We start from the raw sequence: 26778 nt of genomic DNA on the forward strand, positions 1-26778 counted from the left end.
CACAGCGGCGTTGTAGCAACGCCCGCTGTCCTTGATGGAGGGCAATCCTGTTCCCTATTAAACCGCGATGAATCATAAAAAACGCCGGCTGACGCCGGCGTGGTGAGGCAGTGCAAAAGGTAAGGACGTTAATAGCTCTCCCGAGAGCGCTCACTAAGGCTAACGACCTCGGCGGTTATCTAACCGTCTCGCGCAGCGGTATAACAGATACAGTTGCCGCCATTTCGCTGAAACAGTTCCGCTGCCTTGTCCGGCAATTTCCGATGACCGTACTGTGTCAGCAATTTTGACGGAACTGTGTCTGTTTTGGCGCCGCCGCCATGCCTACCTTCGAAGCCGATAACAACAACATCGAGGAGAGACATGATGTCCGTGACAGGATCGGGCGCGCACGCGTTGTCGGGCTATAGAGGGTCAGACGGTAAACGATGGAAGCAGGGGCTGGCCGGCGCCTTACTGGTTGGCGCGGCCCTGACGCTGAGTGCTTGTGGAGGCAGTTCGAGTTCCCATGACCGCGCTCCGGAGGTATCCCTGAGCGTGCTGTCCAGTGACCCGCAGTGGGTTAGCGGTGGCGATGCGCGGATTCGCATCGAAGGGGCGCCAGAGGGGGCGACCCTGGCCCTGAACGGCGAGCCGGTGACCGCCGATAGCCTGTCAGAGAAAGAAGAAGGTCTGGAAGGCGTGATCTCCGGCCTGGTTCTGGGCGACAACGCACTGACCGTGAGCGACTCGGAAGGTGGCGTCCTGGCCACGCTCACGCTTACCAATTACCCGCAGGAAGGCCCCATGTTTTCCGGGCCGCATCAGTATCCGTTCGTATGCACCACGGTATCCGAGTTCGGCAAGCAGCCGCTGGTGGATACCGACGGCGACGAAGGCTTCCCGGTCTACGACGAGGGCGGACAGCAGATTGGCCTGAGCCGGGACTGTGGCCTGGAGCCGTTCGTGGAGTACGTTTATCGCAGCACCGACGGCAGCTACAAGCCGATGCCCGAGGACGGTTCCCGGCCGGCGGACATCGCCACCACCACGCTGCTGGACGGTCGCGAGGTGGATTTCGTGGTGCGTTGGGAACGCGGCACCATTAACCGCTTCCTCTATTCCATCGCCATGCTGGCGGAAGCCGGCGAGGATCCCGATTCGCTGGACACCGGCCTTTGGAACGGACGGCTCATGTACCGCTTCCAGGGCGGCGTCGGTATCGGCCACACCCAGGGGCGCATGGACGTCAATCGCCGGGCGTTACAGCCGGACGTTCTGGGCAAGGGCTACGCCATCATCTATTCCACCGGCACCCGCATGTCCGAACACTACAACGTGCAGGTGGGCGGCGAGACCGCGCTAATGGTCAAGGAACGCTTTGTCGAGCTGTACGGCAAACCGCTCTATACGGTTGGACTGGGTGCTTCCGGTGGCGCTATCCAGCAGTACGTATACGGTCAGAACCACCCCGGTCTGATCGACGCGGCGATTCCGGTGCAAAGCTATCCGGACATGGTCACCCAGACCATTCACATCGGCGACTGTGAATTGCTGGAGTACTTCATGGACGCCACCGACCGTGACAATGACAAATGGCATACCACCAAGAACCGCACCTGGCTGGTGGGGCTGAACGCCACTGATGAGGTACCCGATCCATTGGCCGGCGCCAAAACGCAACTGGGGTATGGCACCGCACCCGGCTCCACCGAATGCGTGGAGTCATGGCGTGGCCTCACTCCCTTGACGATGAACCCCCATTTTGGAAACGCCGAGAATCAGGAACAGATGCAACCGGCGGGGGTGATGGACTCGGTGAACTGGAGCCATTACGACGACCTGCGCAACGTCTACGGCGTGGACGGCGAGGGCTACCCCCGTCGCCTGTTCGACAATGTGGGCGTGCAGTACGGTCTGCAATCCTTCCTGGACGGCCATATCTCCGCCGAGGAGTTCCTCAAACTGAACGCCACTGTCGGCGGCTGGAAGCCGCAGAAAGAGATGGTGCAGGAAGGCTTTCCGTTCCTGGGTACCCAGGACGACGTGCTGGCGGACCCAAGCACATTCGACCCCTGGAGCAGCCGCAACATGACCCTCAGTGAGGATCCGTCCACGCCGGCGCCGCGTACCGAGGGTAATCTGGAGGCGATTCGCGCCGCCTATGACGCGGGTATCGTGTTCCACGGGGAGATCGACATTCCGGTGATCGACTGGCGCCCGTATCTGGAGGAAGAACTGGACATGCACAATGCCCACCAGTCCTTCGCCGTGCGCCAGCGCATGATCGACTTCGCCGGCAACGCGGACAATCAGGTGATCTGGTTCAGCGACGCCCGCCCCGAGGAAGGACCGGACCAGGTGGCGCTGGCATTGGAAGTGGTGGATGAATGGATGGCCAATCTGCTGGCCGACCCGCAAGCGTCGGTGGCCCAAAGCCGGCCGGAACGTGCCCGGGACGCCTGCTTCGCCACCGATGGCAGCCTGATCGCCCGAGGTGACGATGTGTGGAACGGCGTGCTCGATGAGCAAGCGGATGGGGCCTGTACCCAGACATTCCCGCTCTATTCCACATCGCGCATCGTCGCCGGCGCACCCTATCAGGGGGATGTCTTCAAATGCGCGCTGAAACCCGTCAGCACGGCGCTGCAAGACGGAACCTACGGCGATTGGGCGCCTACGGCGGAGCAGATCGCCGAACTCAACGCCATCTTCCCGCAAGGGGTATGTGACTACAGCCAACCGGATCAGGGCCGGCCCTGATCCTCATCCGGGGCGTCCGGCCGGGCGCCCCGTCTACCTTTCACCGCTCAATCCCGTTACGCTTGGGGCCGAGAGCCTGTTCATGATCTTTACGCCGCCGCGCCGGAGTTCCCTGTTTGCCCGGTAGAGAGTGTTGTCAGGTTGTGATTCCGATTGTGCGGTGTAGTCCATCTACATAAACAAGCGTAATCGCGGCCTGGCGGACTCTCCACCTAAAGAAAGTGGAGCCCGGCCCTCCGGGTATTTTCCAGCGGCAACGCGGCGGCGTAAAGATCATGAACAGGCTCCTGACACAGGAGCCCCCATGGACGAACAAAAGCCGCGTATTCTGGATACCCGCCTGGTGGCGCAAAGCCGCCTGTTCGGCATCGAAGAGATGCATCTCCGCTTCTCCAACGGCGAGGAGAGAACCTACGAACGCCTGCGTACGCCGCCCTTGGCCGGTGTCATGTGCGTGCCGATGCTGGACCAGGATACGGTGCTGCTGATCCGGGAATACGGCGCCGGCGTCGAGGAATATCTGCTGACCCTGCCCAAGGGGGCCTATGAGCACGGCGAGGACTGGCGCGAGGCGGCCAATCGCGAGTTGAAGGAAGAAGCCGGCCACGGTGCCCGCAAGCTGACCTTCCTGAAGCGCATGTCCTTGTCTCCCGGCTATATGGGCCACCATATCGGTGTGGTGCTGGCGGAGGAACTTTATGAGGAATCGCTGCCCGGCGATGAACCGGAGCCGCTGGAAGTGGTCCCCTGGAAACTGTCCGAGCTGGATCGTCTGATCGAGCGGGACGATATGACCGAAGCGCGGGTCATCGCCGCGCTGTATATGACGCAACGCATTCTCGACCAACGCCATTCTTGACCAACGAAAAGCGGAAAGCCGTAATGACTGACTTTAATGCCCTGCTGGACTCCCTCTCCAAGATCGCTCGTGACGCGGGCAGCGCCATTCTGACAGTGTATGAGCGGGATGATTTGGGCGTGGAAACCAAAGACGACAAATCGCCGATCACCGAGGCGGATAAAGCCGCCCACGACATCATTGTCGCCGGCCTCGAGACGCTGACGCCGGAGATTCCGGTGTACTCCGAGGAATCCGGAGACATCGACTACGCCACCCGCAAGGACTGGCCGCGGTTCTGGCTGGTGGACCCGCTGGATGGGACCAAGGAGTTCATCAAGCGTAATGGTGAGTTCACCGTGAACATCGCGCTGATCGAAGGTGATACGCCGGTGCTGGGCGTGGTCTATGTGCCGGTCACCGGTGTGCTGTACCTGGGTGGGCGCGGCGTTGGCGCCTTCAAGGAGGAGAATGGCGAACGCGCTGCCATTCAATGCCGTGAGCGCACCACACCGGTGGTAATGGTGGCCAGCCGCAGCCATGGTGGTGAAGCGGTGGAGAAACTGGAGGCCTTCATTCGCGAGGAAGTCGGCGAAGTGGAGCGCACCTCCATGGGGTCGTCGCTTAAGCTGTGTCTGGTGGCGGAAGGCAAGGCGGACCTCTATCCGCGCCTGGCGCCCACCAGCGAATGGGACACCGCCGCCGCCCATGCGGTGGTGTCCGCCGCCGGTGGCGAGGTGGTGAACACCGCCTTTCAGCCGTTGGTCTACAATAAACCGGACATCCTCAATCCCCACTTTCTGGTGCTCGGCCAGGCGGTGGACAGCTGGCGGTTTATCGCCCCCGCCCTGGAGTAACCATGAGTCAGAGCGAAGCCATCCGATTCGTCAGCGCCGGTCAGTCCTGTTGTGGTGATTTGTTCCTGCCGGAAGGGGACGGGCCCTTCGCCACCCTGATCATGGCCCACGGCTTCGGCTTGACCCGGGAGTGCGGGCTGGCGCCGTTCCGGGACGCCTTTCTGGCCGCCGGTTACGCGGTGTTCTGGTTCGATTACCGCCATTTCGGCGACAGTGAAGGCATGCCCCGGCAACTGTTGTCACCGGCCCGTCAGGTGGCGGACTGGCAAGCGGCATTGCACACCGTGCGGGGCCTTGCGCAGGTGGATTCGGATCGCATCGTCCTGTGGGGAACGTCGTTTTCCGGCGGTCTGGTCACCGCGGTGGCGGCCCGTGAACGGGTGGCCGGCATCATCAGCCAGTGCCCGATGATGGACGGCTTCAACGCGGTGCTGGAAGTGATCCGCTACGCGGGGCTTATGCAGGGGTTGAAACTTACCGCCCTGGGGGCTCTGGACGCGGTGCGCGGTGCGGCGGGGTTGGCGCCGTACTATGTGGCCAGCGCCGGCCAACCGGGTGAGGTGGCGGCGATGAGCAGCGACGACGCTTATCAGGGTTACACCGCTTTGCTGGCGGACGGCGTCCCCAACCAGGTGGCGGCGCGGATCGCGTTCAGCCTGCCGCTGTTTCGCCCGGTGACCGTGGCCGACCGGGTGCAGTGCCCGGCGTTGGTGCTGGTCTGCGATGAGGACACGGTGGCGCCGGCGCGGGACGCGGACCGGGCGATCGCCCGGATGCCGGATGCGACGGTGCGCCGCTATTCCATCGGACACTTCGACATCTATCAGGGCGAACACCGCGAGCGCAGTCTGCGGGAGCAATTGGCCTTCCTGCGGCGGATTCTGGCTCCGAGTGATGAGCCGGCCACGCCAGAGGCCGGCCAGTAGCCGCGGACTTTCAGCTTAGCCAGGGCGGCAGCAGCTCAACCAGCTGTTGGGTCATATAGCCATGGCTGAGATGAAAGGCCATGCCGAACAGGCACAGATTCAACGCCGGCAACATCATCCCCAGCACCAGGAAATTCACCACCACGGTTTGGCGGATGCGTCCGCTCCACAGCAGCGCGCTGATCACCACCACCACCGCCAGTGGCGCCGCCAACCAGTCCGGAGGCGTGATTTCGGTCCAGCCTGGAGGCAGGACGGGCAAGGTCAGGTCAGGCAATAAATCGGAAAACAACGGCGGTGCCCCCACAGCAAGCCGTCCTTGAATGTCCGTGGCGGTTCTTTATTCCGTGTTCCGCCAATAATGATTTGGTGGCGAAATGATATCACGATTAATACTAAAGTGTTAATTCTGTCTAATCGGAAAGTCACACTAGTGCTGGTCCAGGTAATACCGCAGGGCCTGGGGGTCGGGCAGGGTAACGGTGCCGTAGCCGAACCGGACCAGCCCTTCCTTCTCCAGTTGCTTGAGCACACCGTGCACGCCCTGGCGGCTCATGCCCAGCATGCTGGCGATATGCTCCCGGGTCAGCTTGAAGGTCACCGGCTCGGTGAGGGCGTGCCCGTCCAGGGTTTCCGCCAGAAACAACAGGCGCCGGCCAAGCCGGCCCGGCATGTCGCGCAGAGCGTTGTCCTCGATCACGGAAATGGCCGACCACAGACGGCGGCTGAGCATGTCCAGAGTGCGGGGATAGGCCTCCGGGTATCGGCTCAGCAGGGCCCGGTAATCCTGGCCGGGGATTTCCAGCAGCTCGCCATCGCTGTGGGCGGTGGCGCCGAACACCCTGGGCATGCCCGGCGAGAACACGGTGTCGCCGAACCAGGCGCCGGCATGGAACAGGGTCAGGATGACCTCGCGCCCCTCGGGATTGGTGGAACTGATCCGCACATTACCGGTGCCCACCACCGACAGGGTCGATTGCACCTCTCCCCGCTCGTACAGCACCTGGCCGGTCTGGAACGGCCGGATGCGGGCCGCCGTGGCCGCTTCCCGCAAGGCTGATTCGGGCAATCCCGAGAGCAAGGAACAGCTGCGTAAAATAGCCAGGGCCCGGTCACTCATGGTCGTTTCCCATTGCTCTCTTCGCCATTCTTCCCGCCTCTTCGTCCTTCCATCGGCCAAGTGTAAAGAAATTGACAGTTTGCCGCTGCCCCCGGACCTAGACTGAACCCACGGTTCCGTTGTTTGGCGCCCGCCGTGGCGCGGACCGATAGCAGGGCCTGTTCACACTATTTCCATCCAGCAGGCGCGATGTAAATAGTGTGAACAGGCCCTAAATAACGTTCAACAATGACCCGTCGCGCCAGCCCGCCGCCACCGCGACCCGTTCTCCGGGCCGTGCCATCGGGGACCCTCCGCGCCGGGGTTCGGGAGAACCACATCATGCAAGGTCAGCACGACGAACTCAGAGCCAGCTTCACCCACATGGAAGACGGCAAGGCCGAGGACTGGCAGATCATTTCCGATGCCTTTGGCGGTTTCGCCCGGGAACTGCCGGACCGGGTGATCGAACACCTGCGTTTGCTGGAAGGCGATTGCGGCGGCTTCCCGGTGGACCGTCTCACCCACTGTTTGCAGACCGCCACCCTGGCCCATCAGGACGGCAAGGACGAGGAATATGTAGTGTGCGCGCTGCTGCATGACATTGGCGACACTCTGGGCCCGTACAACCACGCCGACATCGCCGCCTCCCTGCTGGAACCGTTCGTCAGCGAGGAGAATCACTGGATGGTGAAACACCATGCCATTTTCCAGGGCTACTATTTCTTCCACCATCTGGGGCTGGATCGCAATCTGCGTGACCAGTTCCGGGACCATCCGTGTTTCGAACGTACCGTGGAGTTTTGCGCGAAATACGACGGCGCCGCCTTCGACCCGGAAGCGGAAACCCTGCCTTTGTCGTTCTTCGAGCCGATGCTGCGACGGGTAATGGAAAAACCGAAACGCTCCCTGTACAAAAAGACCTTCGATAAGCAGGAAGCCACCGCCTGATCATCGCCCGTCTGATCGCCAATACCGATGGACATACCTGTCGGTATTGGCACTTTTGTTATTGAAATGACATTTCATCGTCACCGCCTGGTCACCTCCGTTTTCTAAAGTACGCGCCCAGTCCTTATCGTGATTGCGGAGCTTGCTAATGAATGCGTTGAGACCCGTCGGGTGGCGTGCCACCTGGCTCGTTATTCTTTTGTCTTTGTTTCTGACCGCCTGTGGTGGCGACAGCAGCAGCCATTCCGGAGGCGAGCCCACGCCACCGGATACCGGAAACGGCGATAATGGCGGCGACGGAGACGGTGGTGGGGATGACGGCGGTGATGACGGTGGGGAAACCGGCCAGAGCTTCACCGTGGCGGTGATCCCGGACACCCAGAAGTATTCCCGTTATTCTCCGGAACGTTACATCGCCCAGACGCAATGGATCGCGGACAATTACCAGGAATACAACATTCCCTTCACTCTGCATCTGGGGGACGTGGTGGACCTTCCCCGCGAGGATTCCGAATGGGCGGCGGCGATGGAAGCCATGCAGATTCTCGACGTCAATCCGGAAACACCCTACAGCATCCTCGCTGGCAACCACGATGTGCTGAACAGCGGGCAGTGGGACGCGGACCGGGATCTGGCCGCCGAGCCTTTTCCGCGTTACTTCTCCGCGGCCCGCCAGGCCGGCAACTTCTCCACCTTCCAGGGGGCGGACGATACGGGTTTCAACAGCTACCACATCTTCGAAGCCGAAGGGCGTGAGTATCTGGTGCTGGCCCTGGACTGGCGAGTGTCCGATCAGTCGCTGGAATGGGCCCGTGGTGTGCTGGATGCGCACCCGGACGTTCCCACCATTTTGACTACGCACCAGTTGCTCAACATCGCCGGTGATGGCGAGACCGCTATTTTCACCGAGCATGGCGCCCGTTTGTGGGATCAACTGATTCGCAGCCACGATCAGATTTTCCTGACTTTCAACGGTCACCACCACGGCGAAGCGATGATGGTGGGCAAGAACGACTACGGCCGTGATGTGGTCATGGTGGTGGTGGATTACCAATCCGGTTTCTGGGGCGGTAATGGCATGATGCAGCTGGTGACGTTCGACCTCACCAACGACGAACTGGATTTCATGTCCTACTCACCCTGGGTGGCGGCCATCGACGAAGCCAGCCGTCAGCCCCAGGACGAATTGTCGCGCTGGGAATTCAGCGTGCCGATGGACTTCGAGCAGCGCTTCGCCGACCTGAACCAGGGCGAGGGGATCGTGGCGCCGGGCAGCATCGAGGGCACCCAGGCCTACTGGATTCTGGATTCGGCGCACCAACTCACCGCCACCGACAACAGCGTCAAGTTCATGGACGCCTCCGGCAACGGCAACACCATGACGTTGGTGCCCTATAAAGATGCCGAAGGTAACGATCCGCAAGGTGCACTCTCCGACTTCTTTCAGGTCACCGCGGAGGCGCCCGCGTTCGGCTACGCCACCGGCAGCGCCCGCTTCATGGGGCGCAACGAAATCGGCGGCTATTACCTGACCACCGACGGCCCGAGCCTGACCTTCGAACAGAGCGCCGCCGGCCAGCCGGGCTTCCTGCCACAGTACACCATCGAGGCCGTCGTCCGTCTGCCCGGAGGCTGGACTCCCGAGAACAATCAGTGGTCCGGTATCCTCAATCACCAGCCCGGCATTTCCCAGGTGTGTAACTATCACTCGATTTCTTGCTCAGGCAGCGACGCATCCCTGGGCCTGAACGTCTCTTCCCTGAAAGAGTTCCAGTGGGTGAGCACCTCTCAGAACGGCAAGGGCCAGGACAACTGGTCCTGGGAAGTGAGCAACGAGTACTGGTATCACATCGCGCTGGTCAACGACGGTGAGCGGGTGCAGATGTACGTGGACGGCTCCCTGGTCATGCGCACCGGTGTCGATGAGCAACAGGGTCTGCTGGTGGAGCCGGGCCAGCCCTGGTCCATCGGCGTGAACAGCTGGCAGGGCAACCCCAGCAATCTGTTCGCCGGCGATATCGCCGAGATCCGTATTAACAACCGCGCCTTGGGACGGGACGAGTGGTTGTATAACCAGAGATAACCATAAAAGTAACTACCCTCATTTTCAGGGCGCCGGATGGCGCCCTTTTTTTGGGCTCAGCCGCCCAGCCGCCGCGCCATGGCCTCCATGACACGGCGCCAGCCTTCGTGATCATCGCCGGTCTCGGCGAAGGACTCTCTTAACAACTGGTGCTGGATACCGGTGAGATGGGCCTGCAGGGCCTTGCCTTGCTCGGTGAGGGACAGGCGCTTGATGCGTTTGTCGTTGTCGTCCCGGCGCACGTCCACGTAACCCTGCTCGGCCAGGGTCTTCAGAGGTTTGTGAATGGCCTGCTTGGTGAGGCGCATGGCTTCCACCAGCTCATTGACGCTGAGGTCGTTGTAGCGGTTGATGAAGAACAGCAGACGGTGATGGATACGGGACAGGCCATAGGTTTTGAGGATGGCGTCGGGTTCCGCGACCAGGCCGCGAAAGGCGAAATGGAGGGTCTCCAGGGTGGCGTCCAGGTCTTCGGAGGAAAGGCTCTCTGTCATCATCGACTCACTGTCTCGATTGGCTGAGGGTCATTGGTCAGAATGATTGACTTTCTTGGGGGTATTATGCAACCCGGTTGGGGTTAAAAGATGAGTCGGGAGCGCGCGCGGACAAGTAAATAATACGATATTAATGAAATGCGGAGGTAAAAATAGGGGGCGGCGCCGGTGGTAACCGGCCGCCGCCCGGGGCAGGATCGGGTATTAGTCCGCCAGCTTGGACTCTACCCGGTAGATGGCGGTGGTGCCGCTGACTTCGTTGCCCACGATCAGCAGCGCCTCTTCATTGGGAGACTGATCCGCGGGGATGAATACCAGACCTTCCGGGCCCAGATCGCCGGCTTCCACCGTGGAAGGGTCTTCGGTTGTCCAGTCTTCACGGGTGTTCAGATAGTCCTGGAAGATCGGCGCGGCGGGGTCGGTGATGTCATACACCAGAATGCCGCCCATGCGCTCCAGACCCAGGAACAGGAAGTGCTTGTCGCCGATCTGGCCGATGGTCAGGCCTTCCGGCTCCGGCCCTTTGTTGTCGCTGCGGCTTTCCAGGGCGCTGCCTTCGTCGTGATTGCTGTTGAAGAAGTCCTTGCACGGAATATCGCGATTGCTGCCCAGCATGCACTCATCGCCGGCCAGAAACTGTTCGATGGCGTCGCCGGAATCCCATACCAGAGCGCCTTGTTCGTCCCAGATGGAGAACGAGCGGCCGCCAAAGGCGTACAGGTTGTCGTACATGAGGCGGTCGCCGTTGGCGTCTTCCAGACCCTGCTCGTTGAACATCACCGGGTTGCCAGCCTCGTCGGTGCGATAGCCTTCGGTCCAGGTGATGTTGAGACGGCCGAGTTTCTCATCATCGCGGCAGGTGCCGGGGTCGCCGGCGGTGGCGCCGCAGTAGCTGAAGGTTTCCGGATTGAGCAGTGCTCCAGCGGCCAGGGCGCGCAGGTGGGCCGGCAGGTCGTCGCCGCAGCGGCGATCGAAGCCGTTGGCGTGCACCAGATGCTTGACGCGCCATTCCTCGACGAAGCCCTGGGTGACGTCGCCATCGCAGGGCACGGCGTCCTCGGTGCCGAAGTAGGCGGCATTGTCCTCGCCCCAGGCGCGGGCGTCGCCCTCGTTGGCGGTGACCAGATAGGTGGCGTCACCGGATGGGTAGGCGGCGATGGCATCCGGCAGGTACAGGCCTTTGACACCGGGCCAGGTGGTGATGTTGATGGCGCCGTCGTCATCGGAGACGTCGAGCCCGTTGCCGTCTTCACCATGGTCCTTGGCGCCCAGCGCCACAATGTTGGTGACCTTGGCGCCGGCGATGTCGACAATCGCCAGAGCGTTGTTTTCCTGCAGAGTGACCCAGGCCTTGCCGCTGTCGGTGGAAACCGCGATGTATTCCGGTTCCAGGTCCATGGCCACGGAGGCGCCGGGGCCGTAGATGCGCACGCCGGCGGCCAATAGCTCGTCCTTGCGGTCATCAAAGCCGGTGAAATCCGCGGTGTTTTCCTGCGGGCTGGCCGGGTCGGTGATGTCCACGACACTGATGGAGCCTTCCGGATCCACGCTGTAGTCATCGCTGGGTTCGCCTTCGTTGGCGAGCAGGACGTATTGGCCGTTCGGGGTGAAGGTCACCATGTCCGGTTGAGCGCCAACCGATGTGGTGGAGATCAGTTGGAGGGTGCTGGCGTCATACAGCGCCAGATGGCCCTGATCGGTCTTGGTGGGTGCCTCCACCGCCAGAGCCACCAGATCGCCGTGCACGGCGACGCTGTTGACCACGGTGCCCTCACCAATGCTTTCGGTGGTCAGGGTGTCGGCGTGAACCGGGTTGGCCGGATCGCTCAGATCCAGCACGTCCACCGCGCCTTTCTGGGCGTTGACCACGAAGGCCCGCTTGGTGCCGGCATGATAGGCGGTGATTTCGGCCGCGCTGGCGTCGAATTGTCCGCTCTTGTAGCGGCCCAGCAGTTGCAGGCTGATGCTTTCCGGGGTGATCACCGGCGGATCCACCGGTGTCGGATCGTTGTCGCTGTCTCCCCCACAGGCACTGAGGGCGGTGGCCAGTACCGTGGTGGTGGCCAGAAGTCGCCAAGTCGCCATGAATCGTCTCCAGTTGTCATTTTGGTCGCCCTTGGGGTGTACAGAACGGCGATGACAATGGCGTGACGAAACGGTGACCGCCGTATGACGGCGGTCACCGTGAACAGGCTCTTAATCCTTCAGTAGACGGCGCAGTACCTTGCCGGCGGGGGTGGCCGGCAGGCTGTCAATAAAGGCAATGTGGCGCGGGTACTTGTACGCCGCCATGTGCTCCCTGGCCCAGTCGATCAGGTCCTGCTCGCTGACCTTGCCTTTATGCTCGGGTTTGAGCACCACGAACAGTTTGACCGTCTCGCCGCGTTTGTCATCGGGGATGCCGATGGCGGCGCTCTGGGCGACGGCGGGATGGTCCTGCATCAGCGCTTCCACGTCCTCGGGGAACACGCTGTAGCCCGAGCATTTGATCATTTCCTTCACCCGGCCGGTGAAGAACAGGTAACCGTCCTCGTCCAGATAGCCGACATCGCCGGTGTGCACCCAGCCGTCACGCAGGGTTTCCGCGGTGGCTTCGTCCCGCTTCCAGTAGCCTTTGAATACCGCAGGGTTGCGCACCACGATTTCGCCGCTCTGGTTGGGGCCCAGTGGCGTTTTGCTTTCCATATCGAGAATGCGGATCTCGTTGCCCGCCACCGGTACACCGCAACTGCCCCACTTGATGCGATCCTTGGGCATGAAGGTATCGGAAGTATGGGTTTCGCTCAGGCCATAGGAGGCTTCGTGCATCTGGCAGCCGGTCAGCGCTTTCCATTCCTCGGCCAGCTTTTCCGTCACCGGCATGCCGAAGCTGGTGGCCGGGTTATTGATCAGGCTGCTCAGGTCGTAGTCGCGGATGTTGGGCATGTCCAGCAGCGCCCGATTCATCGGCGCGATGGAGTACCACATGTCGCAACGGTATTGGTGCAACGCCCTGGCGGTGGTTTCCGGATCGAAGCGTGCCAGGATCACGGTGGTGCGGCGCGCGTACACCGGCATGTACACACCCATGTTCATGCCGGCGATATGGCATAGAGGCGCGATGGCCAGGCCAATGCCATCCGCCTTCAGGCGGTTGGCCTGGAACGACGCCGCCATTTTGAAAAGGCTGCTGCCGTAGCTGAGCATGGCGCCCTTGGGGCGGCCGGTAGTGCCGGAGGTGAAGGTCATCAGGCCGATGCCGTTCCACAGATCAGCGGCCGGCAGTTCGGCCAGCGGCGCGGTGTCACGCAGTACCTGGCTCAGATCCACGGTATCCGCCGGTGCCTGGTCCGGTTCGTCCAGCAGTTCGCCGGGAATTTCCAGGGTGGGCTCCGCTGGCAGGTAATCACCATAGGCGACGGTCAGAATGGTGTTCAGGGTCGGGACCTGGTCCCGCGCCTGCGCCACGTTCGGGTACAGATTGCGCGCGGCGATCAGCGCGCAAACCTCGGCATTGCTCAACTGGTAGGCGATTTCCGCCGCTTTGTACTGCGGGTTCACCGGTGTCACGATGCCACCCAGGCTTTGTACCGCGTAGTGCGCAATGATGTATTGCGGGCAGTTTTGCATGTACAGCGCTACCCGGTCACCTTTGCCGACGCCTTGCTGGCTCAGGTAGGCGGCAAGGCGCCGTACCTTGTCGCCCACCTCTCCCCAGGTCAGTTCGGTGCCGTAATAGATGTAGGCGCGGCGATCGGGCACCTCCTCGGCGTGCTGTTGCAGGTATTCATGCAGGGGTTTTTCACCGCGCAGGTATTCCACGGTCTCTCCGGCCCAGGCGGAACCGGGAACCGCCACCGGATTGAACTCGGCTTGGGTCTGGCTGGACATCTGGTTGCTCTCCTTATTGGCCTTATCGGCCTCGATCAATACAAAGAGCGCCCCGACCTGCCTCTGACGGCGGGGCGCTAAAAAATGGCCGGGGGCCATTTTCAACGTCGCTTCAGCGACGGCCCTATGGGTGACCGCCATGGACGGCGGCCAAAAAAAGGGGTTATCCGTGGCCCTGGGTGGTTGGGTCGAGGGCCGATCGCAGGGACTCGCCGAGGGCGTTGAAGGCTACCGCTGTGATCATGATCAGCAGTCCGGGTGCGTACATTTGCTCCGGCACGATGGACATGTACAGGTAGCCACGGGCAATCATCGAGCCCCAGCTGACTTCCGGCGGCTGCACGCCAAGTCCGAGAAAACTCAGACTCGCTTCCGCCAGCAGCGCCACCGCCAGCAGCAGGGTGCTCTGCACGATCACCGGCTGTACCGCGTTCGGCAGTACGTGTTTGATCAGCAGCCGCGCCGGCGAGGCGCCGAAACAGCGGGCGGCGTCCACATACAGTTCCTGGCGCACCACCAGAGTACGGGCACGAATCAGGCGAGCGATTTGCGGGGCGAACACCAGCCCCACGGAAAACATGGCGTTGGTCAGGCCGATGCCCATGGCGCCGGTGACCGCCACCGCCAGGATGATCGCCGGAAACGACAGAAAGGTATCGATCAGACGGCTGATCACCTGATCCACCCAGCCCCCGGCGAAACCGGCGATCAGGCCCAGCGGCAAGCCGATCGCCAGCGCCACGGTCACCGCCAGCAGTGCGGCGTAGAGCGAGTTGGCGCCGCCATGGATCAGGCGGCTGAACACGTCCCGGCCGAGATCGTCGGTGCCGAGCCAGTGATCCGCGCTGGGACCGGCCAGCATCAGGTCGATGTTCTGGTCGGTGGGGGAGTGCGGGGCGATCCAGGGCGCCAGTAGGGCGGTGCCGAGGATGATTACCAGAATCGCCAGGCTGACGGCCGCGCGCGGGTCGCGGCGCAGCCAGCGCAGAAGGCGGACCGGTAACGCCGGCTCTTCCCAGTGCGGCAAGGGTTCCGCTTCGGACAGCGTCAGATTGGTCATGATGCGTTGATCCTCGGGTCAAGAAGAGTGCACAGCAGGTCGGTCACCAGGTTGACCACGATGACCGTGACCACCATGGCCAGTACCGCGCCCTGTACCACCGGGAAATCACCCTGCAATACCGCGTTGACGATGCTGCTGCCGATGCCGGGAATGGCGAACACCGCTTCCACCACCACGGTGGCGGCGAGGATTTTGTTGAACAGCAGCCCGACCACGGTGAGCAGGTTGACGCTGACGTTTTTCAAGCCGTGCAGCCAGAGGATGCGCGCCGGGCTCAGACCCTTGGCGTGCAGGGTGCGTACATGTTGGGAGGACTGGATTTCCACCAGGGAGCTGCGTAGCTGTCGCGCCACCTCGGCGATACCGTTAGTGCACAGGGCCAGGGCGGGCAGCGTGGCGTACCACACCGCCTGGCCGAAATCCTCGAATGGAGAAACAAAGCCGGTAGCGGGGAACCACTTGAAGGTCAGCGCGAAGTACAGCACCAGGATCATGCCGAACCAGAAATTGGGCAGAGCCACGCCGAGGGAGGCGGCGCCCATGATGCCGCCGTCCAATTTGGAACCGGAACGAGTGGCGGCGAGTATGCCCAGTGGTACGCCGATCACGATCGACAACAGGGTGGCGTATACGGCCACCAACAGAGTGTTGGGGAAGGTCCGGGCAACGGTTTGCGCCACCGGCTCACCGGACAGCAGCGCCGTGCCAAGATCGCCACCGGCGGCTTGCCACAGCCATTGGCCGTATTGCACGAAGAACGGCTGATCCAGACCATAAGCCTGGCGAATCTGGGCGATCCGTTCCACCGAGGCATTTTCTCCGGCCAGAGTGACGGCCACGTCACCGGGGATCAACTGCATCAGGCAGAACACAATAAAGGTGGCCAGCACCAGAATGGGGATCGCCTGCAGCAGGCGCGCAACCACCATTCGTTGTTTTACACGAGTGACCATGGGGGGAACTCCCGCCCGGGCGCGCGCCTCAAGGCGCGCGCCACGGACGTCAGGCTTTCAGGGAAACGTTGTCGAATTTGGGTTTGCCCAGCAGGTTGTTCTTGAAACCCTGCACCTGAGCGGTGGTGGCGACGATGCTCTGGCGGAACGCCAGCGGTACCACCAGGGCGTTCTCCATGACGATGCGTTGCAGCCGCGCCAGGGCCTCCTGGCGTTTCTGCTGATCATCACTGCTGCGGGAATCCAGCAGAGCCTGATCGAACCCGTCCGGCGCCTTGACCCGCCCGGCGTTGAAATAAGCGTTGCTGCTGTAGAGCAGGCCATAGGCCTGGCTGGGATCGGGGCGGCCGGTCCAGGCGGACAGCAGCATATGACCCGCTTTTTCCTGACCAAAGTAAGCGGCGGACATATCGGCGATGGTGCCGGTGCGGAAGCGGCCACGGATGCCCGCCTTGGAGAATTGCTCCATCAGCACTTCCTGCATTTGCACCGAGGACTGATCGTTGTAACCGCGCAGGTCCAGCTCGATCCCGTCGGCATGGCCGGCTTCCTTGAGAAGAGCCCTGGCTTTGTCCGGATCGTGGGGGTAGAGCTTGGCGGTTTCCGGATCGTAGGCCCAGTGCGTTTTCGGCAGGTTCATGTGCGCGGGCTCACCGGCGCCGGCCATGGCGGCGCGGATGAAGGTTTCGCGATCCACCGCGTAGTTGATCGCCTGCCGCACCCGCACATCATCCAGCGGCTTGCGCGACATATTCAGGTAGAACTGGTAACAGTAAATAGTAGGATCGGCGAAGCCCTGTACGGTGGGCAGTTTTTCGATCATCTGTTTCTGGCGCCCGTCCAGATGGTAGGCCACGTGGGCCTGACCGGACATCACCGAACGCAGACGGGTGGCACTGTCGGTGATGATCTTGAAGCTGATGGCCGCCACTTCGGGTTTATTGGGGCCCTTGTAATCGGCGTAGCGGGTCATCGCCACTTCGCTGCCGTCGTTCCATTTCTCAAAGCGCATGAAACCGGCACCCACCGGGTTGCGATCCACGCGGTTATTGTTATCCGCCAGGGCCTTGGGGCTGACCATCATGCCGGCGCGGTCGGAAAGAATCAGCGGCAGGGCGCTGTCCGGGTTCTTCAGATGCAGGGTCACCACGTGCTCACCGCTGACCTCGATATGATCCACCGAACCGAGCTCCTCGCGGATATTGGAAAAATCGGCGGTGCGGCTACGGTCCAGATTGATCTTCACCGCTTCCGCGTTGACCGGCGTGCCGTCGTGGAAGGTCATGCCGGGACGCAGCTCCAGCACCAGTGTTTTGGGATCGGGGAAGGACCACTTCTGTGCCAGGCCGGGGATCGGCGTGAGCGATGAGGGATTCCAATTGATCAAGGTGTCGTACAGCGGGAACAGCAACGCGTGATCGGAGCCGGAGCCGCCGGTGGTGGGGTCCAGGCTGGAAGGGTTGGCTGGTGCGCTTACCATCAAGGTGGCACCACCACCGGCCTGCGCCCAACTCCATGAGGGCGACATCAGGGTGCCGGCCGCCACCGCGCCGGACAGCATACCGAGAAAAGCCCGGCGTCCCATGGGCACGCCGTTGATGATCAGATCGTCGTCGTTGTTGTCGTGATGGTTCATGATGCCCTACCTGTTGTTGTTGTGCTCAAATTCGGGCGCGCTAAACCGTTTCGGTGGCGCTTTCCCGTCCAAACGAGATCGATTGTTCCCGGTCCAGCGGACCGCCTTCACTGTCGGCGAAATGACAGGCCACCCAATGTTCGGGTGCGACTTCCCGCCAGGCCGGCTCCTGCTCGGCGCAGCGGGACTGCGCCGCCGGACAACGGGTGCGGAAGCGGCACCCGGAAGGCGGCGCCAACGGACTGGGAATTTCCCCTTGCAGGCGGATGGCGCGGCGTTGGTCGCGCTGGTCGCTGGGCAGTGGCAGAGGCTCCGCCGACAACAGTGCCTGGGTGTAGGGGTGAATGGGTTTTTCGGTGACCGCCGCCGCCGGGCCCACTTCCATCAAGCGGCCCAGATACAACACGCCAACGCGATCACTGACGTGGGACACCACCGAGATATCGTGGGTAATGAAGGCATAGGTGATGCCCAGTTCTTTCTGCAGATCGGCGAACAGGTTCAGCACCGAGCCGCGAATGGACACGTCCAGTGCCGCCACCACTTCGTCGCAAACAATGAAGCGGGGCTTCAGGGTCAGAGTGCGGGCGATGTTCACCCGTTGCTTCTGGCCGCCGGACAGTTCGTGCGGATAACGCTTGCCGATTTCCGCTGGCAGGCCCACCCGTTCCAACGCTTCCTTGGCGACCCGTTGGCGCTGGCGGGCGTCGCCGTCGCGCAGGATCTCCATCGGTTCCATCACCGATTGCAGAATGGTCATGCGTGGGTTCAGCGCGGCATGCGGGTCCTGAAAGATAATCTGATAATCCCGGCGGATCTGGCGCTGCTCGGCCTTGGATAGTGCCGCCGGTTCCCGGCCCTGATAGCGGATGTGGCCGTCAGTGGCTTTGAGCAAACCGGCCAGGGCCCGGCCCAGGGTGGTTTTGCCGGAACCGGATTCGCCGATGATGCCGAAGGTTTCCCCGGGGCGGATATCGAAGCTGACACCGTCCACCGCCTTCACGGTACCGGCGCGAGTGTGGAAATGAATCACCAGGTCGTCCACCGAGACGGCGTTGTCACGATTGTTGATGGGGCTGGAAGCCAAAGCGTTCATATTCATACCGCTCCCGTCAGCGTCAGTTCGTCCTTGCGCCAGCAGCGTACTTCGCGGGGGCCCTGGAACGGCTCCAGCTCCGGATGCTGTTCACATAAAGGCGCGGCATGGGGGCAGCGCTGTTGGAAGCGGCAGCCCGCCGGCATCTGATCCGGCGCCGGGACCCGGCCGGGAATCGAAGGCAGGCGGCTGCCACGCTCGCTCAGTCCGGGCAGGGAGCGCAACAGGCCAGAAGAATAAGGATGGCCCGGGCGCAGCAGGACATCGTCCACCGGCGCATTCTCCACCACCTCGCCGGCGTACATGGTCAGCAGCCGGGAACAGGTTTCCGCCACCACGCCAAGATCGTGGGTGATGAACAGCAGGGCGGTGCCGTGGCTGTCGCTGAGCGAGCGCAGCAGATCGATGATCTGCGCCTGCACGGTGACGTCCAGTGCGGTGGTGGGTTCGTCGGCGATGACCAGCTTCGGCCGGCAGATCAGCGCCATGGCGATCATCACTCGTTGCCGCATGCCGCCGGAAAACTGATAGGGATACTCGTCGATGCGAGTGTGGGGAGAAGGAATGCCCACCTCCTCCAGAGCGGCGATGGCCCGCTCGCGGGCCTCCGCGCGGCTGACTTTTTCGTGGCTGCGCAGGGTCTCTGTGAGTTGCTCGCCGACCGTGAACACCGGATCCAGGGCGCTCATCGGTTCCTGGAAGATCATGCTGATGTCACGGCCGCGCAGGCGTCGGAACTCCCGCGCCGGCATGGTCAGCAAATCCCGGCCCTGAAACAGAATCCGCCCGCGAACCCGGGCGGTACGTCGCGGCAGCAGGCCGAGCAGGGCAAGGCCCGTGACAGTCTTGCCGCACCCGCTTTCGCCGACCACGCCGACCCGTTCGCCGGCGTTCACATCGAACGACACGTTGCGAGTGATCGACGTTTCGCCACCGGGTCGGGCGAAGGAAATACTCAGATCACGCACTTCCAACAGCGGACTGTCGGTGCGCGCTTCCGATGTTTGCGCCATGTTTGCCTCCGGCACTGGCCCGCGTGGTGTGTTGTCGCGGGCCTGTTGTTATCTGAATGTGTGCTGGGCCCTGTCGCGCGTGGGTTACGCGTCGTCAGGTGTGCCATAGGCCGCGTTGATGGTGGTGCGCACCGCGGCATAGTGGTCCATCAGTTTTTTCAGGCCGCTGTGTTGGGTCAGCAGCGAGCCGAAATTCCATATCGGCGAAATCATCAGAACGATGGTGCGGACCGGCGCATCGTGGCGCAGCTCGCCGTTGCCGATGGCCAGCTTCACCGCATGGGTCACGTAGTCCTCGAAGCGGCGGGACATATTGGAAATGCCGGTCTGCACCTTGGGCGAAATATGCTGGCTGGTGAAACGGGCCTGGGCGGAAAGACTCCAGGGCCGGCGGCCTTTTTCGTGATCGTTGAACTGGTAAAAGCGCTCCGCGCTGTCCTTCGCCGTCAGTTCTATGCGCTGATCCAGGGTCAGGCCGGGCTTGGCCCAGATCTCCTGGAAGGTGTTCTCGACGCTGTCGAAGGTCTCCTGGAACACCGCTTCGATCAGCGCTTCCTTGTTGCCGAAGTGGTAGTGCAGGTTGGCCCGGGTGGTATTCACCACCTCGGCGATATCGCCGTAGCTGACGTCACCGATGCCGCGCTGGATAAACAGATCCCGGGCCGCCTGTTTGATCTGTGTCTTCATGGGCGGCTGGCCGAGTCGTGCTTTTTTCTCCGGGCGTCCCACGGGGGCGATCTCCGACTGGTCCAAATTGGCCTCCTAATCTGCAAGTAAATAAAAACCTTGTCAATACTAATTGACGTGTAAGTAAGTAAATCGCTATCGTCGTACCCCGTGACCGGTGCTCCCTGATGTAGGCACCTATTCGAATAACAGGACGGACCAGCCCCATGACCATTTCCAGACTGCTGATTGCCAACCGTGGAGAGGTGGCGGTACGCATTGCCCGAGCCGCCGCCGATCTGAATATCGCCACCGTGGCGGTGTACCCCGAGGACGATGCCACTTCCCTGCATACACGCCTGGCGGATCAGGCGGTGGCCCTGGAAGGGCGTGGCGTGGCGGCGTACCTGGATGGTGAGCAACTGTTGCGGGTGGCCAGGGAACACGGCTGCGACGCGGTCCACCCCGGCTATGGCTTCCTCAGCGAAAGCCCCACCTTCGCCGCCTTGTGCGAGCAGGCCGGCATCATTTTCGTCGGCCCCTCATCGGAAACCCTGTCCCTGTTGGGGGACAAAGCCCGGGCCCGGGAACTGGCGCAGGAATGCGAGGTGCCGGTGGTGCCTGGCACCAATGGCGTTACCTCGCTGGAACAGGCCCGGGCTTTCCGGGCGCAACTGGGCGAGCAGAGCACGGTGATCGTCAAGGCCATCGCTGGTGGCGGCGGACGCGGCATGCGCATCGTCGGCCCGAATGACGACCTCGACGAAGCCTATCGCCGTTGCCAGGCGGAGGCCGCCTCTTCATTCGGTAACGACGCGGTCTATGTGGAGCGCTTCGTGGCGCGGGCCCGTCACATTGAGGTGCAGATCGTCGGCGATGGCGGGGCCGAGCCGGTGCATTTGTGGGAGCGCGAATGCAGCGTGCAGCGCCGCAATCAGAAGCTGCTGGAAATCGCGCCGAGCCCCACCCTTTCGGAAGGCATGCGCCAGCAACTGCTGGACGCGGCCCAGCGTATCGCCGCCAAGGTCGGTTATCGCGGTCTCGGCACCTTCGAGTTTCTGGTTGACGCGGATGAATCGCACTTTGCCTTCATCGAAGCGAACCCGCGCTTGCAGGTGGAACATACCGTCACCGAGGAAGTCACCGGCGTGGACCTGGTGCAGACGCAACTGCGCCTGTTCGGCGGTTGCTCCCTGGCTGAAATGGGGCTGGTATCCGGGCGCGAGCCGGCGCCGGTGGGGTATGCGATCCAGCTGCGTATCAACATGGAAACCATGAGCGCCAACGGTGACACCCAGCCCAGTGGCGGCACGCTGGCCACCTTCGAAGCGCCGGGCGGCCCCGGCGTGCGCGTGGATACCTTCGGTTATCGCGGCTACCGCACCAGCCCCCACTACGATTCCCTGCTGGCGAAGCTGATCGTGCACAGCCGCGGCGCCGACTATGCGGACGCCGTGGGGCGCGCTTACCGGGCCTTGTGCCAGTTCCGTATCGAGGGCGTGGAAACCAACATCGGTTTCCTGCAGAACCTGCTGCAACGCGATGAAGTGGTGAGCAATACGCTGCACACCCGCTTCGTGGATCAGCATATGGCGGAACTGGTGGGCGATGGCGAACATCGGCGGCTGCATTTCAGCAGCGGTGCCGAGGAGCAGGCCGCCACCGCTCAGCGGGTTCAGGGGCCCGCGGGTACCGAGCCGGTGATCACGCCGATGCAGGGCGTGCTGGTGGAATACATGGTGGCGGAAGGCGATACCGTGCGTGAAGGTCAGCCGGTGGCCTTCGTCGAGGCAATGAAGATGCAGCACCAGGTGGTGGCCTCCATGAGCGGCATCGTGCGCCTGTGCGCGTTGGACGTGGGCGACGCGGTTGGCAAGGATGAGCCGCTGTTGTTCGTGGAGCCGGCGGAAGTGGGCGGCGAGCAGGGGATCGAGGAAGAGGACATTGATCTGGACTACATCCGCCCGGACCTGGCACGGCTGAAACAGCGGCTGGCACTGCTGGAGGATGAGAACCGCCCCGACGCGGTGGCCAAGCGCCGCCGCACCGGCCAGCGTACCGCCCGCGAGAACGTGGCGGCGATTTGTGATGCGGACAGCTTCATCGAATACGGCGGGCTGACCATCGCCGCCCAGAAGGCCCGTCGCAGTGTCGAGGATCTGATCAAGAATACCCCGGCGGACGGCATGGTCACCGGCATTGGTTCGGTGAACGGCGATCTGTTCGACGACAGCAAGAGCCGCTGCGTGGTGCTGGCCTACGATTACACCGTGCTGGCCGGTACCCAGGGCACCATGAACCACAAGAAAACCGACCGTATTCTGGAAGTGGCGGAGAAGCACCGGCTGCCGGTGATCTTTTTCGCCGAAGGCGGCGGCGGCCGGCCCGGTGATACCGATAACGCCACCAAGGTGGCGGGTCTGGATGGCCCCAGCTTCCTGCAATACGCGCGCCTCAGCGGTCTGGTGCCGCGCATTGCCGTGGTGTCCGGACGCTGCTTCGCCGGCAACGCGGTGTTCGCCGGCTGTAGTGATCTGATGATCGCCACCGAGAACGCCTGCATTGGTATGGCCGGCCCGGCGATGATCGAAGGCGGTGGCCTCGGCTCTTTCCGCCCCGAGGAAGTGGGGCCGGTATCGGTTCAGCGCCACAACGGTGTGATCGATTGCGTGGTCAAGGATGAGGAAGAAGGGGCTGCCCTGGCGAAGAAGCTGATGGGCTACTTTCAGGGGCCGGTGGACAATTGGGACTGCGAGGATCAGCGCTGGTTGCGCCGGGCCATCCCGGAAAACCGCCTGCACGCCTATGACGTACGCTCGCTGATCCGCACTCTGGTGGACAGCGATTCCTACCTGGAGCTGCGACCGGACTTCGCGCCGGGCATGATCACCGCCTTTATCCGCATCGAGGGCCGTCCGCTGGGGCTGATCGCCAACGACCCGAAAGTGCTGGGGGGGGCCATCGACGCGCCGGGGGCGGACAAGGCGTCCCGCTTCATGCAACTGTGCGATGCCTTTTCCATTCCGATGCTGAGCCTGTGCGATACCCCCGGATTCATGGTCGGTCCGGAGGAAGAAAAGACCGCCACCGTGCGCCACACCTGCCGCATGTTCGTCACCGCCGCCAGCCTGTCCGTGCCGCTGTTCTCCATCGTGCTGCGCAAGGGGTATGGATTGGGTGCCCAGGGCATGACGGGCGGTTCCTTCCATGCGCCTTTCTATTGCGCTTCCTGGCCCACCGGCGAATTCGGTGGTATGGGGCTGGAGGGGGCGGTGAACCTGGCGTACCGCAAGGAACTGGATGCTCAGGAAACGCCGGAAGAACGCCAGGCGCTGTACGAGAAACTGGTGGCTCAGCTGTATGAGAAAGGACAGGCGCTGAGCATGGCCGCGGCGCTGGAAATCGATGCCGTGATCGATCCGGTGGATACCCGTGCCTGGGTGATGCGCGGCCTGCGCGCGCAACCGCCGGAAGGCATGGCGCCGATCGCCGGCAAGCGGCGCCCGATGATCGATACCTGGTAAGAAAGGCAGGGTAGGAAACCATATCGCGGTCCGTGGTGTACTCCATGGGCCGCGATGTTTTTCTGGCCTGCTGGATTCAGCTCGTTACATTCAACTTACTATATTTAATAAGGGCTCACCCCGCGCGATCCGCCCCACTTGGTCGCGCAGGAACGCCGACAGCCGGGGCTTCAGTGCCTCGCTGCGGCCGCCCACGTGCGGTGTGATCAAGGTGTTTGGCGCGTCCCAAAGAGGGTGATCTTCGGGCAGGGGCTCCGGCTCCACCACATCCAGAGCGGCACGCAGCCGTCCGCTTCGCAGTTCCGCCAGCAGGGCATCGGTGTCCACCACCGGGCCTCGTGCCACGTTCACCACCAGTGCGCCATCGGGTAGGCGTGCCAGAAAATCGGCGTTCACCAGATGGCGAGTGGCGTCGTTAAGCGGGGTGATCAGCACCACGATGTCCGCTTGCGGCAGCAATGCCGGCAGTTCGGTGTTGGCCCGGATGACGCCCAAATCATCTTCCCGGGCTCTCTGTCCCACCCGCAGCAACGTCACACCGAATGGCAGCAGCCGCTCGGCGATGGCGCGGCCGATACCTCCGGCGCCGATGATCAGCACGGTGCGGTCCACCAGTCCCGGTGTTTGTTTCGGCGCCCAGCGATGGGCTTTTTGATCCACGGCAAAATCAAAGAGTGACCGCTGGCCCGCCAGGATCAGGCCCAACGCCAGTTCGGCGGTGGCTTCCGCATGCAGGCCATAGGCGTTGGCCACGGTAGCGCCGCCGGCGGCCTCGACGAAGCCGTCATAACCGGTGGATTGAGTCTGCACCAGTTTCAGATTGGGGAGTTGCCCCAGCCGCGCCAGCCCGGCCTCGCCGGCGGGATGATGAAACACCACCGCGTCGATCTCCTCTGCCGGTATCGGCGGGTCATCACGCAGATCCCACTTCACCAGACGTAGCGGTCCCGCCACATCCTGCACAGTATCCATATGCCAGGAGGTGGGCAGGGCAAGGGTCTTGATGTCCAGAGTGGTCATGATGGTTTCCCTTTGGCGGCAATAGGACAAGAAAGTTTCCATTGTAGGGGAAGTGGGGATCGGGTACAGCGAGGGCGAACCGGTCCCGGGGAAAGGATCAATGGTTCCGTCCGCCAGCCGAATGCTCTATAACGAGGGGCTGTTGCATAACGATAGCGGAGAGAGCTTGTGTCTGAACGGCCCATATCAGAACGGGGAGCAGAACGGAGAGCAGAGCGGACAGCCGAGGTCGACCCGGAGGGCTTGCTGGAGTATTCCGTGGTCTTCACCGACCGCTCCCTGAACCATATGTCCCAGGCTTTCCAGGCGGTAATGCGGGATATTTCCGGGACCCTGCGGCAGGTCTACAACGCCGCCTCGGTGGCGGTGGTGCCGGGCGGGGGAAGTTACGGCATGGAGTCGGTGGCCCGTCAATTCGCCACCGGCAAGAAGGTACTGGTGATCCGGAATGGATTTTTCAGCTATCGCTGGAGCCAGATCTTCGAGATGGGCGCGATCCCCGCCGAGGAGATCGTGATGAAGGCGCGGATGGTGTCCGATCAGCCCCAGGCGCCGTTCGCCCCGCCCCCCATTGATGAAGTGGTGGAGCGTATTCGCGGCGAAAAGCCGGATCTGGTGTTCGCTCCTCACGTGGAAACCGCCGCCGGCCTGCTGTTACCGGATGACTACCTGCAAGCCGTGGCCGCCGCGGTGCACGAACATGGGGGTCTGTTTGTCCTGGACTGCATCGCCTCGGGGACGTTGTGGGTGGATATGGCCGCCAACGGTGTCGACATCCTGATCAGCGCGCCGCAAAAAGGCTGGAGCTCCTCACCGTGCAGCGCCCTGGTGATGTTCGGTGAAGAGGCGGCCAAACGTCTGGAACAAACGCAAAGCACCAGTTTCGCCATGGATCTGCTCAAATGGCGGCGGATCATGGAAGCCTACGAAAACGGTGGTCATGCCTACCATGCCACCATGCCCACCGACGCCTTGCGCAAATTCCGCGATGCCATGCTGGAAACCCGGGACGCCGGCTTTGAAGCGGTCCGCGAGAAGCAATGGGAGCTGGGGCGCCGGGTACGGGAGCTGTTCGCGGAACGGGGGCTGGCCAGTGTGGCGGCGCCGGGATTCGAAGCGCCTGGTGTGGTGGTGTGCTACACCGAGGACGACGGGATGCACAACGGCAGCAAATTCATTGCCAAGGGGTTGCAGACCGCCGCCGGTGTACCGCTGATGTGCGATGAACCGGCCGGATTCAAGACTTTCCGCGTGGGCCTGTTCGGCCTGGATAAACTGGGTGACGTGGACCGGGCGGTGCGGCGTTTGGCCGAGGCGTTGGACAACATTTAACGATCCGATGCGGTAATCATGATGTCGCGCAAGGACAAGTCGGCGTAATTGGTATACCCTTTCTCGCACTTTGTATACGCGTGCGGAGGTTCCAATATGCTGAAAGTCCTGACCAGCAGTGTTTTGCTGCTCATGAGTGTGTATGCCTACGCCGGCGCCGATGCGATCCAGGGTATCTGGGAAACGGAAGACGGCGGCTACGTCTATATCCATCCGGAAGGCGACACCTGGGTGGGTACCGCGGTGGGTTCCCGGGACGGTGAGCACCGTTACGACAACGAGAACCCCGATGAAGAACTGCGTGGCCGCCGGCTGCTCGGCGTGGATGTGGTCACCGGCCTGAAGTACGACGGCGATGATCGTTGGGACGATGGCAAGGTCTACTCACCGGATAACGGAAAAACCTACGATCTGAGTGCTGAACTGAAGGATCAGGATACTCTGAAGGTGCGCGGTTACATTGGTGTCAGCCTGCTTGGCCGCAGCCAGACCTGGCAGCGCATCGATGAAAGCGCGCCTCATGTGCAGAAGGAATTTCTGCAGTAGTGCCCGGATCTTTAGCAACTGTAGGAGCCAGCCCTGTTGGCGAATTTTTCTCCAGACCCTATTCGTCAG

General features: G+C 62.5%; 21 protein-coding genes. 9 read left to right on the plus strand and 12 right to left on the minus strand.

The window, feature by feature from the left end:
- Positions 1-363 precede the first annotated feature (363 nt).
- From RYH70_RS02625 to RYH70_RS02640, 4 genes are all read left to right on the plus strand, one after another.
- Positions 364-2742, plus strand: a complete 2379-nt coding sequence (locus tag RYH70_RS02625; RefSeq protein ID WP_231504678.1) for a DUF6351 family protein — start codon at positions 364-366, stop codon at positions 2740-2742.
- Positions 2743-3046: 304 nt separating this feature from the next.
- Positions 3047-3601 (plus strand): ADP compounds hydrolase NudE, encoded by a 555-nt coding sequence (nudE, locus tag RYH70_RS02630; RefSeq protein ID WP_022994326.1) that lies wholly within the window; start codon positions 3047-3049, stop codon positions 3599-3601.
- Between the two features lie 23 nt (positions 3602-3624).
- A complete protein-coding gene (gene cysQ / locus RYH70_RS02635) occupies positions 3625-4437 on the plus strand; it encodes a 3'(2'),5'-bisphosphate nucleotidase CysQ (protein ID WP_080530354.1) in 813 nt (270 codons plus the stop codon).
- A 2-nt stretch (positions 4438-4439) separates the two neighbouring features.
- Positions 4440-5363, plus strand: a complete 924-nt coding sequence (locus RYH70_RS02640) for an alpha/beta hydrolase (RefSeq protein ID WP_233926251.1) — start codon at positions 4440-4442, stop codon at positions 5361-5363.
- Positions 5364-5373: 10 nt separating this feature from the next.
- Here the strand turns inward: RYH70_RS02640 and RYH70_RS02645 are convergent, their stop codons facing one another.
- Complete coding sequence (locus RYH70_RS02645) at positions 5374-5670, minus strand: hypothetical protein (protein WP_022994329.1); 297 nt, start codon at positions 5668-5670, stop codon at positions 5374-5376.
- Between the two features lie 123 nt (positions 5671-5793).
- Positions 5794-6483, minus strand: coding sequence for a Crp/Fnr family transcriptional regulator (locus tag RYH70_RS02650; protein WP_055099323.1), 690 nt, complete (start codon positions 6481-6483; stop codon positions 5794-5796).
- A gap of 321 nt (positions 6484-6804) precedes the next feature.
- Between RYH70_RS02650 and RYH70_RS02655 the strand changes: the two genes are divergently transcribed.
- Positions 6805-7413 carry an HD domain-containing protein gene (locus RYH70_RS02655; protein WP_022994331.1) on the plus strand — a complete coding sequence of 203 codons (609 nt, stop codon included), beginning with the start codon at positions 6805-6807 and terminating at the stop codon, positions 7411-7413.
- 148 nt (positions 7414-7561) lie between these two features.
- Positions 7562-9496 carry a LamG-like jellyroll fold domain-containing protein gene (locus RYH70_RS02660; RefSeq protein WP_233926249.1) on the plus strand — a complete coding sequence of 645 codons (1935 nt, stop codon included), beginning with the start codon at positions 7562-7564 and terminating at the stop codon, positions 9494-9496.
- A 56-nt stretch (positions 9497-9552) separates the two neighbouring features.
- Here the strand turns inward: RYH70_RS02660 and RYH70_RS02665 are convergent, their stop codons facing one another.
- From RYH70_RS02665 to RYH70_RS02705, 9 genes are all read right to left on the minus strand, one after another.
- Positions 9553-9993 (minus strand): MarR family winged helix-turn-helix transcriptional regulator, encoded by a 441-nt coding sequence (locus tag RYH70_RS02665; protein WP_080530357.1) that lies wholly within the window; start codon positions 9991-9993, stop codon positions 9553-9555.
- Positions 9994-10194: 201 nt separating this feature from the next.
- Positions 10195-12075, minus strand: a complete 1881-nt coding sequence (locus RYH70_RS02670) for a choice-of-anchor I family protein (protein ID WP_080530358.1) — start codon at positions 12073-12075, stop codon at positions 10195-10197.
- A 111-nt stretch (positions 12076-12186) separates the two neighbouring features.
- A complete protein-coding gene (locus RYH70_RS02675; RefSeq protein ID WP_231504679.1) occupies positions 12187-13860 on the minus strand; it encodes an AMP-binding protein in 1674 nt (557 codons plus the stop codon).
- A gap of 163 nt (positions 13861-14023) precedes the next feature.
- Positions 14024-14920, minus strand: coding sequence for an ABC transporter permease (locus tag RYH70_RS02680; RefSeq protein ID WP_026948493.1), 897 nt, complete (start codon positions 14918-14920; stop codon positions 14024-14026).
- Positions 14917-15876, minus strand: coding sequence for an ABC transporter permease (locus tag RYH70_RS02685; RefSeq protein ID WP_026948494.1), 960 nt, complete (start codon positions 15874-15876; stop codon positions 14917-14919). Before RYH70_RS02685 ends, RYH70_RS02680 begins: the two co-directional genes overlap by 4 nt.
- A 49-nt stretch (positions 15877-15925) precedes the next feature.
- On the minus strand, positions 15926-17512 hold the full coding sequence (locus RYH70_RS02690) for an ABC transporter substrate-binding protein (protein ID WP_233917996.1): 1587 nt from the start codon (positions 17510-17512) through the stop codon (positions 15926-15928).
- 40 nt (positions 17513-17552) lie between these two features.
- On the minus strand, positions 17553-18614 hold the full coding sequence (locus RYH70_RS02695) for an ABC transporter ATP-binding protein (RefSeq protein ID WP_316309378.1): 1062 nt from the start codon (positions 18612-18614) through the stop codon (positions 17553-17555).
- Positions 18611-19621 (minus strand): ABC transporter ATP-binding protein, encoded by a 1011-nt coding sequence (locus RYH70_RS02700; protein ID WP_026948497.1) that lies wholly within the window; start codon positions 19619-19621, stop codon positions 18611-18613. Before RYH70_RS02700 ends, RYH70_RS02695 begins: the two co-directional genes overlap by 4 nt.
- Before the next feature lie 84 nt (positions 19622-19705).
- Positions 19706-20374 (minus strand): TetR/AcrR family transcriptional regulator, encoded by a 669-nt coding sequence (locus RYH70_RS02705; RefSeq protein WP_022994341.1) that lies wholly within the window; start codon positions 20372-20374, stop codon positions 19706-19708.
- Between the two features lie 140 nt (positions 20375-20514).
- Between RYH70_RS02705 and RYH70_RS02710 the strand changes: the two genes are divergently transcribed.
- Entirely contained in the window at positions 20515-23811 is a 3297-nt protein-coding gene (locus RYH70_RS02710; RefSeq protein ID WP_317009748.1) for a carboxyl transferase domain-containing protein, read from the plus strand.
- Between the two features lie 90 nt (positions 23812-23901).
- Here the strand turns inward: RYH70_RS02710 and RYH70_RS02715 are convergent, their stop codons facing one another.
- Entirely contained in the window at positions 23902-24831 is a 930-nt protein-coding gene (locus RYH70_RS02715) for a 2-hydroxyacid dehydrogenase (RefSeq protein ID WP_317009749.1), read from the minus strand.
- A gap of 243 nt (positions 24832-25074) precedes the next feature.
- Here RYH70_RS02715 and RYH70_RS02720 point away from each other — a divergent pair, with 243 nt between their 5' ends.
- Entirely contained in the window at positions 25075-26163 is a 1089-nt protein-coding gene (locus tag RYH70_RS02720) for an aminotransferase class V-fold PLP-dependent enzyme (RefSeq protein ID WP_026948500.1), read from the plus strand.
- Between the two features lie 96 nt (positions 26164-26259).
- On the plus strand, positions 26260-26709 hold the full coding sequence (locus RYH70_RS02725) for a DUF2147 domain-containing protein (protein ID WP_022994345.1): 450 nt from the start codon (positions 26260-26262) through the stop codon (positions 26707-26709).
- Positions 26710-26778 lie beyond the last annotated feature (69 nt).

The sequence above is a fragment of the Alloalcanivorax xenomutans genome, from assembly GCF_032810065.1.
GTDB classification, from domain to species: domain Bacteria; phylum Pseudomonadota; class Gammaproteobacteria; order Pseudomonadales; family Alcanivoracaceae; genus Alloalcanivorax; species Alloalcanivorax xenomutans.

Coding starts and splice junctions, on each gene's coding strand:
- RYH70_RS02625 (WP_231504678.1), top strand. CDS start 364: ATGATGTCCGTGACAGGATCGGGCGCGCACGCGTTGTCGGGCTATAGA.
- nudE (WP_022994326.1), top strand. CDS start 3,047: ATGGACGAACAAAAGCCGCGTATTCTGGATACCCGCCTGGTGGCGCAA.
- cysQ (WP_080530354.1), top strand. CDS start 3,625: ATGACTGACTTTAATGCCCTGCTGGACTCCCTCTCCAAGATCGCTCGT.
- RYH70_RS02640 (WP_233926251.1), top strand. CDS start 4,440: ATGAGTCAGAGCGAAGCCATCCGATTCGTCAGCGCCGGTCAGTCCTGT.
- RYH70_RS02650 (WP_055099323.1), bottom strand. CDS start 6,483: ATGAGTGACCGGGCCCTGGCTATTTTACGCAGCTGTTCCTTGCTCTCG.
- RYH70_RS02655 (WP_022994331.1), top strand. CDS start 6,805: ATGCAAGGTCAGCACGACGAACTCAGAGCCAGCTTCACCCACATGGAA.
- RYH70_RS02660 (WP_233926249.1), top strand. CDS start 7,562: ATGAATGCGTTGAGACCCGTCGGGTGGCGTGCCACCTGGCTCGTTATT.
- RYH70_RS02665 (WP_080530357.1), bottom strand. CDS start 9,993: ATGATGACAGAGAGCCTTTCCTCCGAAGACCTGGACGCCACCCTGGAG.
- RYH70_RS02670 (WP_080530358.1), bottom strand. CDS start 12,075: ATGGCGACTTGGCGACTTCTGGCCACCACCACGGTACTGGCCACCGCC.
- RYH70_RS02675 (WP_231504679.1), bottom strand. CDS start 13,860: ATGTCCAGCCAGACCCAAGCCGAGTTCAATCCGGTGGCGGTTCCCGGT.
- RYH70_RS02680 (WP_026948493.1), bottom strand. CDS start 14,920: ATGACCAATCTGACGCTGTCCGAAGCGGAACCCTTGCCGCACTGGGAA.
- RYH70_RS02685 (WP_026948494.1), bottom strand. CDS start 15,876: ATGGTCACTCGTGTAAAACAACGAATGGTGGTTGCGCGCCTGCTGCAG.
- RYH70_RS02690 (WP_233917996.1), bottom strand. CDS start 17,512: ATGAACCATCACGACAACAACGACGACGATCTGATCATCAACGGCGTG.
- RYH70_RS02695 (WP_316309378.1), bottom strand. CDS start 18,614: ATGAATATGAACGCTTTGGCTTCCAGCCCCATCAACAATCGTGACAAC.
- RYH70_RS02700 (WP_026948497.1), bottom strand. CDS start 19,621: ATGGCGCAAACATCGGAAGCGCGCACCGACAGTCCGCTGTTGGAAGTG.
- RYH70_RS02710 (WP_317009748.1), top strand. CDS start 20,515: ATGACCATTTCCAGACTGCTGATTGCCAACCGTGGAGAGGTGGCGGTA.
- RYH70_RS02715 (WP_317009749.1), bottom strand. CDS start 24,831: ATGACCACTCTGGACATCAAGACCCTTGCCCTGCCCACCTCCTGGCAT.
- RYH70_RS02725 (WP_022994345.1), top strand. CDS start 26,260: ATGCTGAAAGTCCTGACCAGCAGTGTTTTGCTGCTCATGAGTGTGTAT.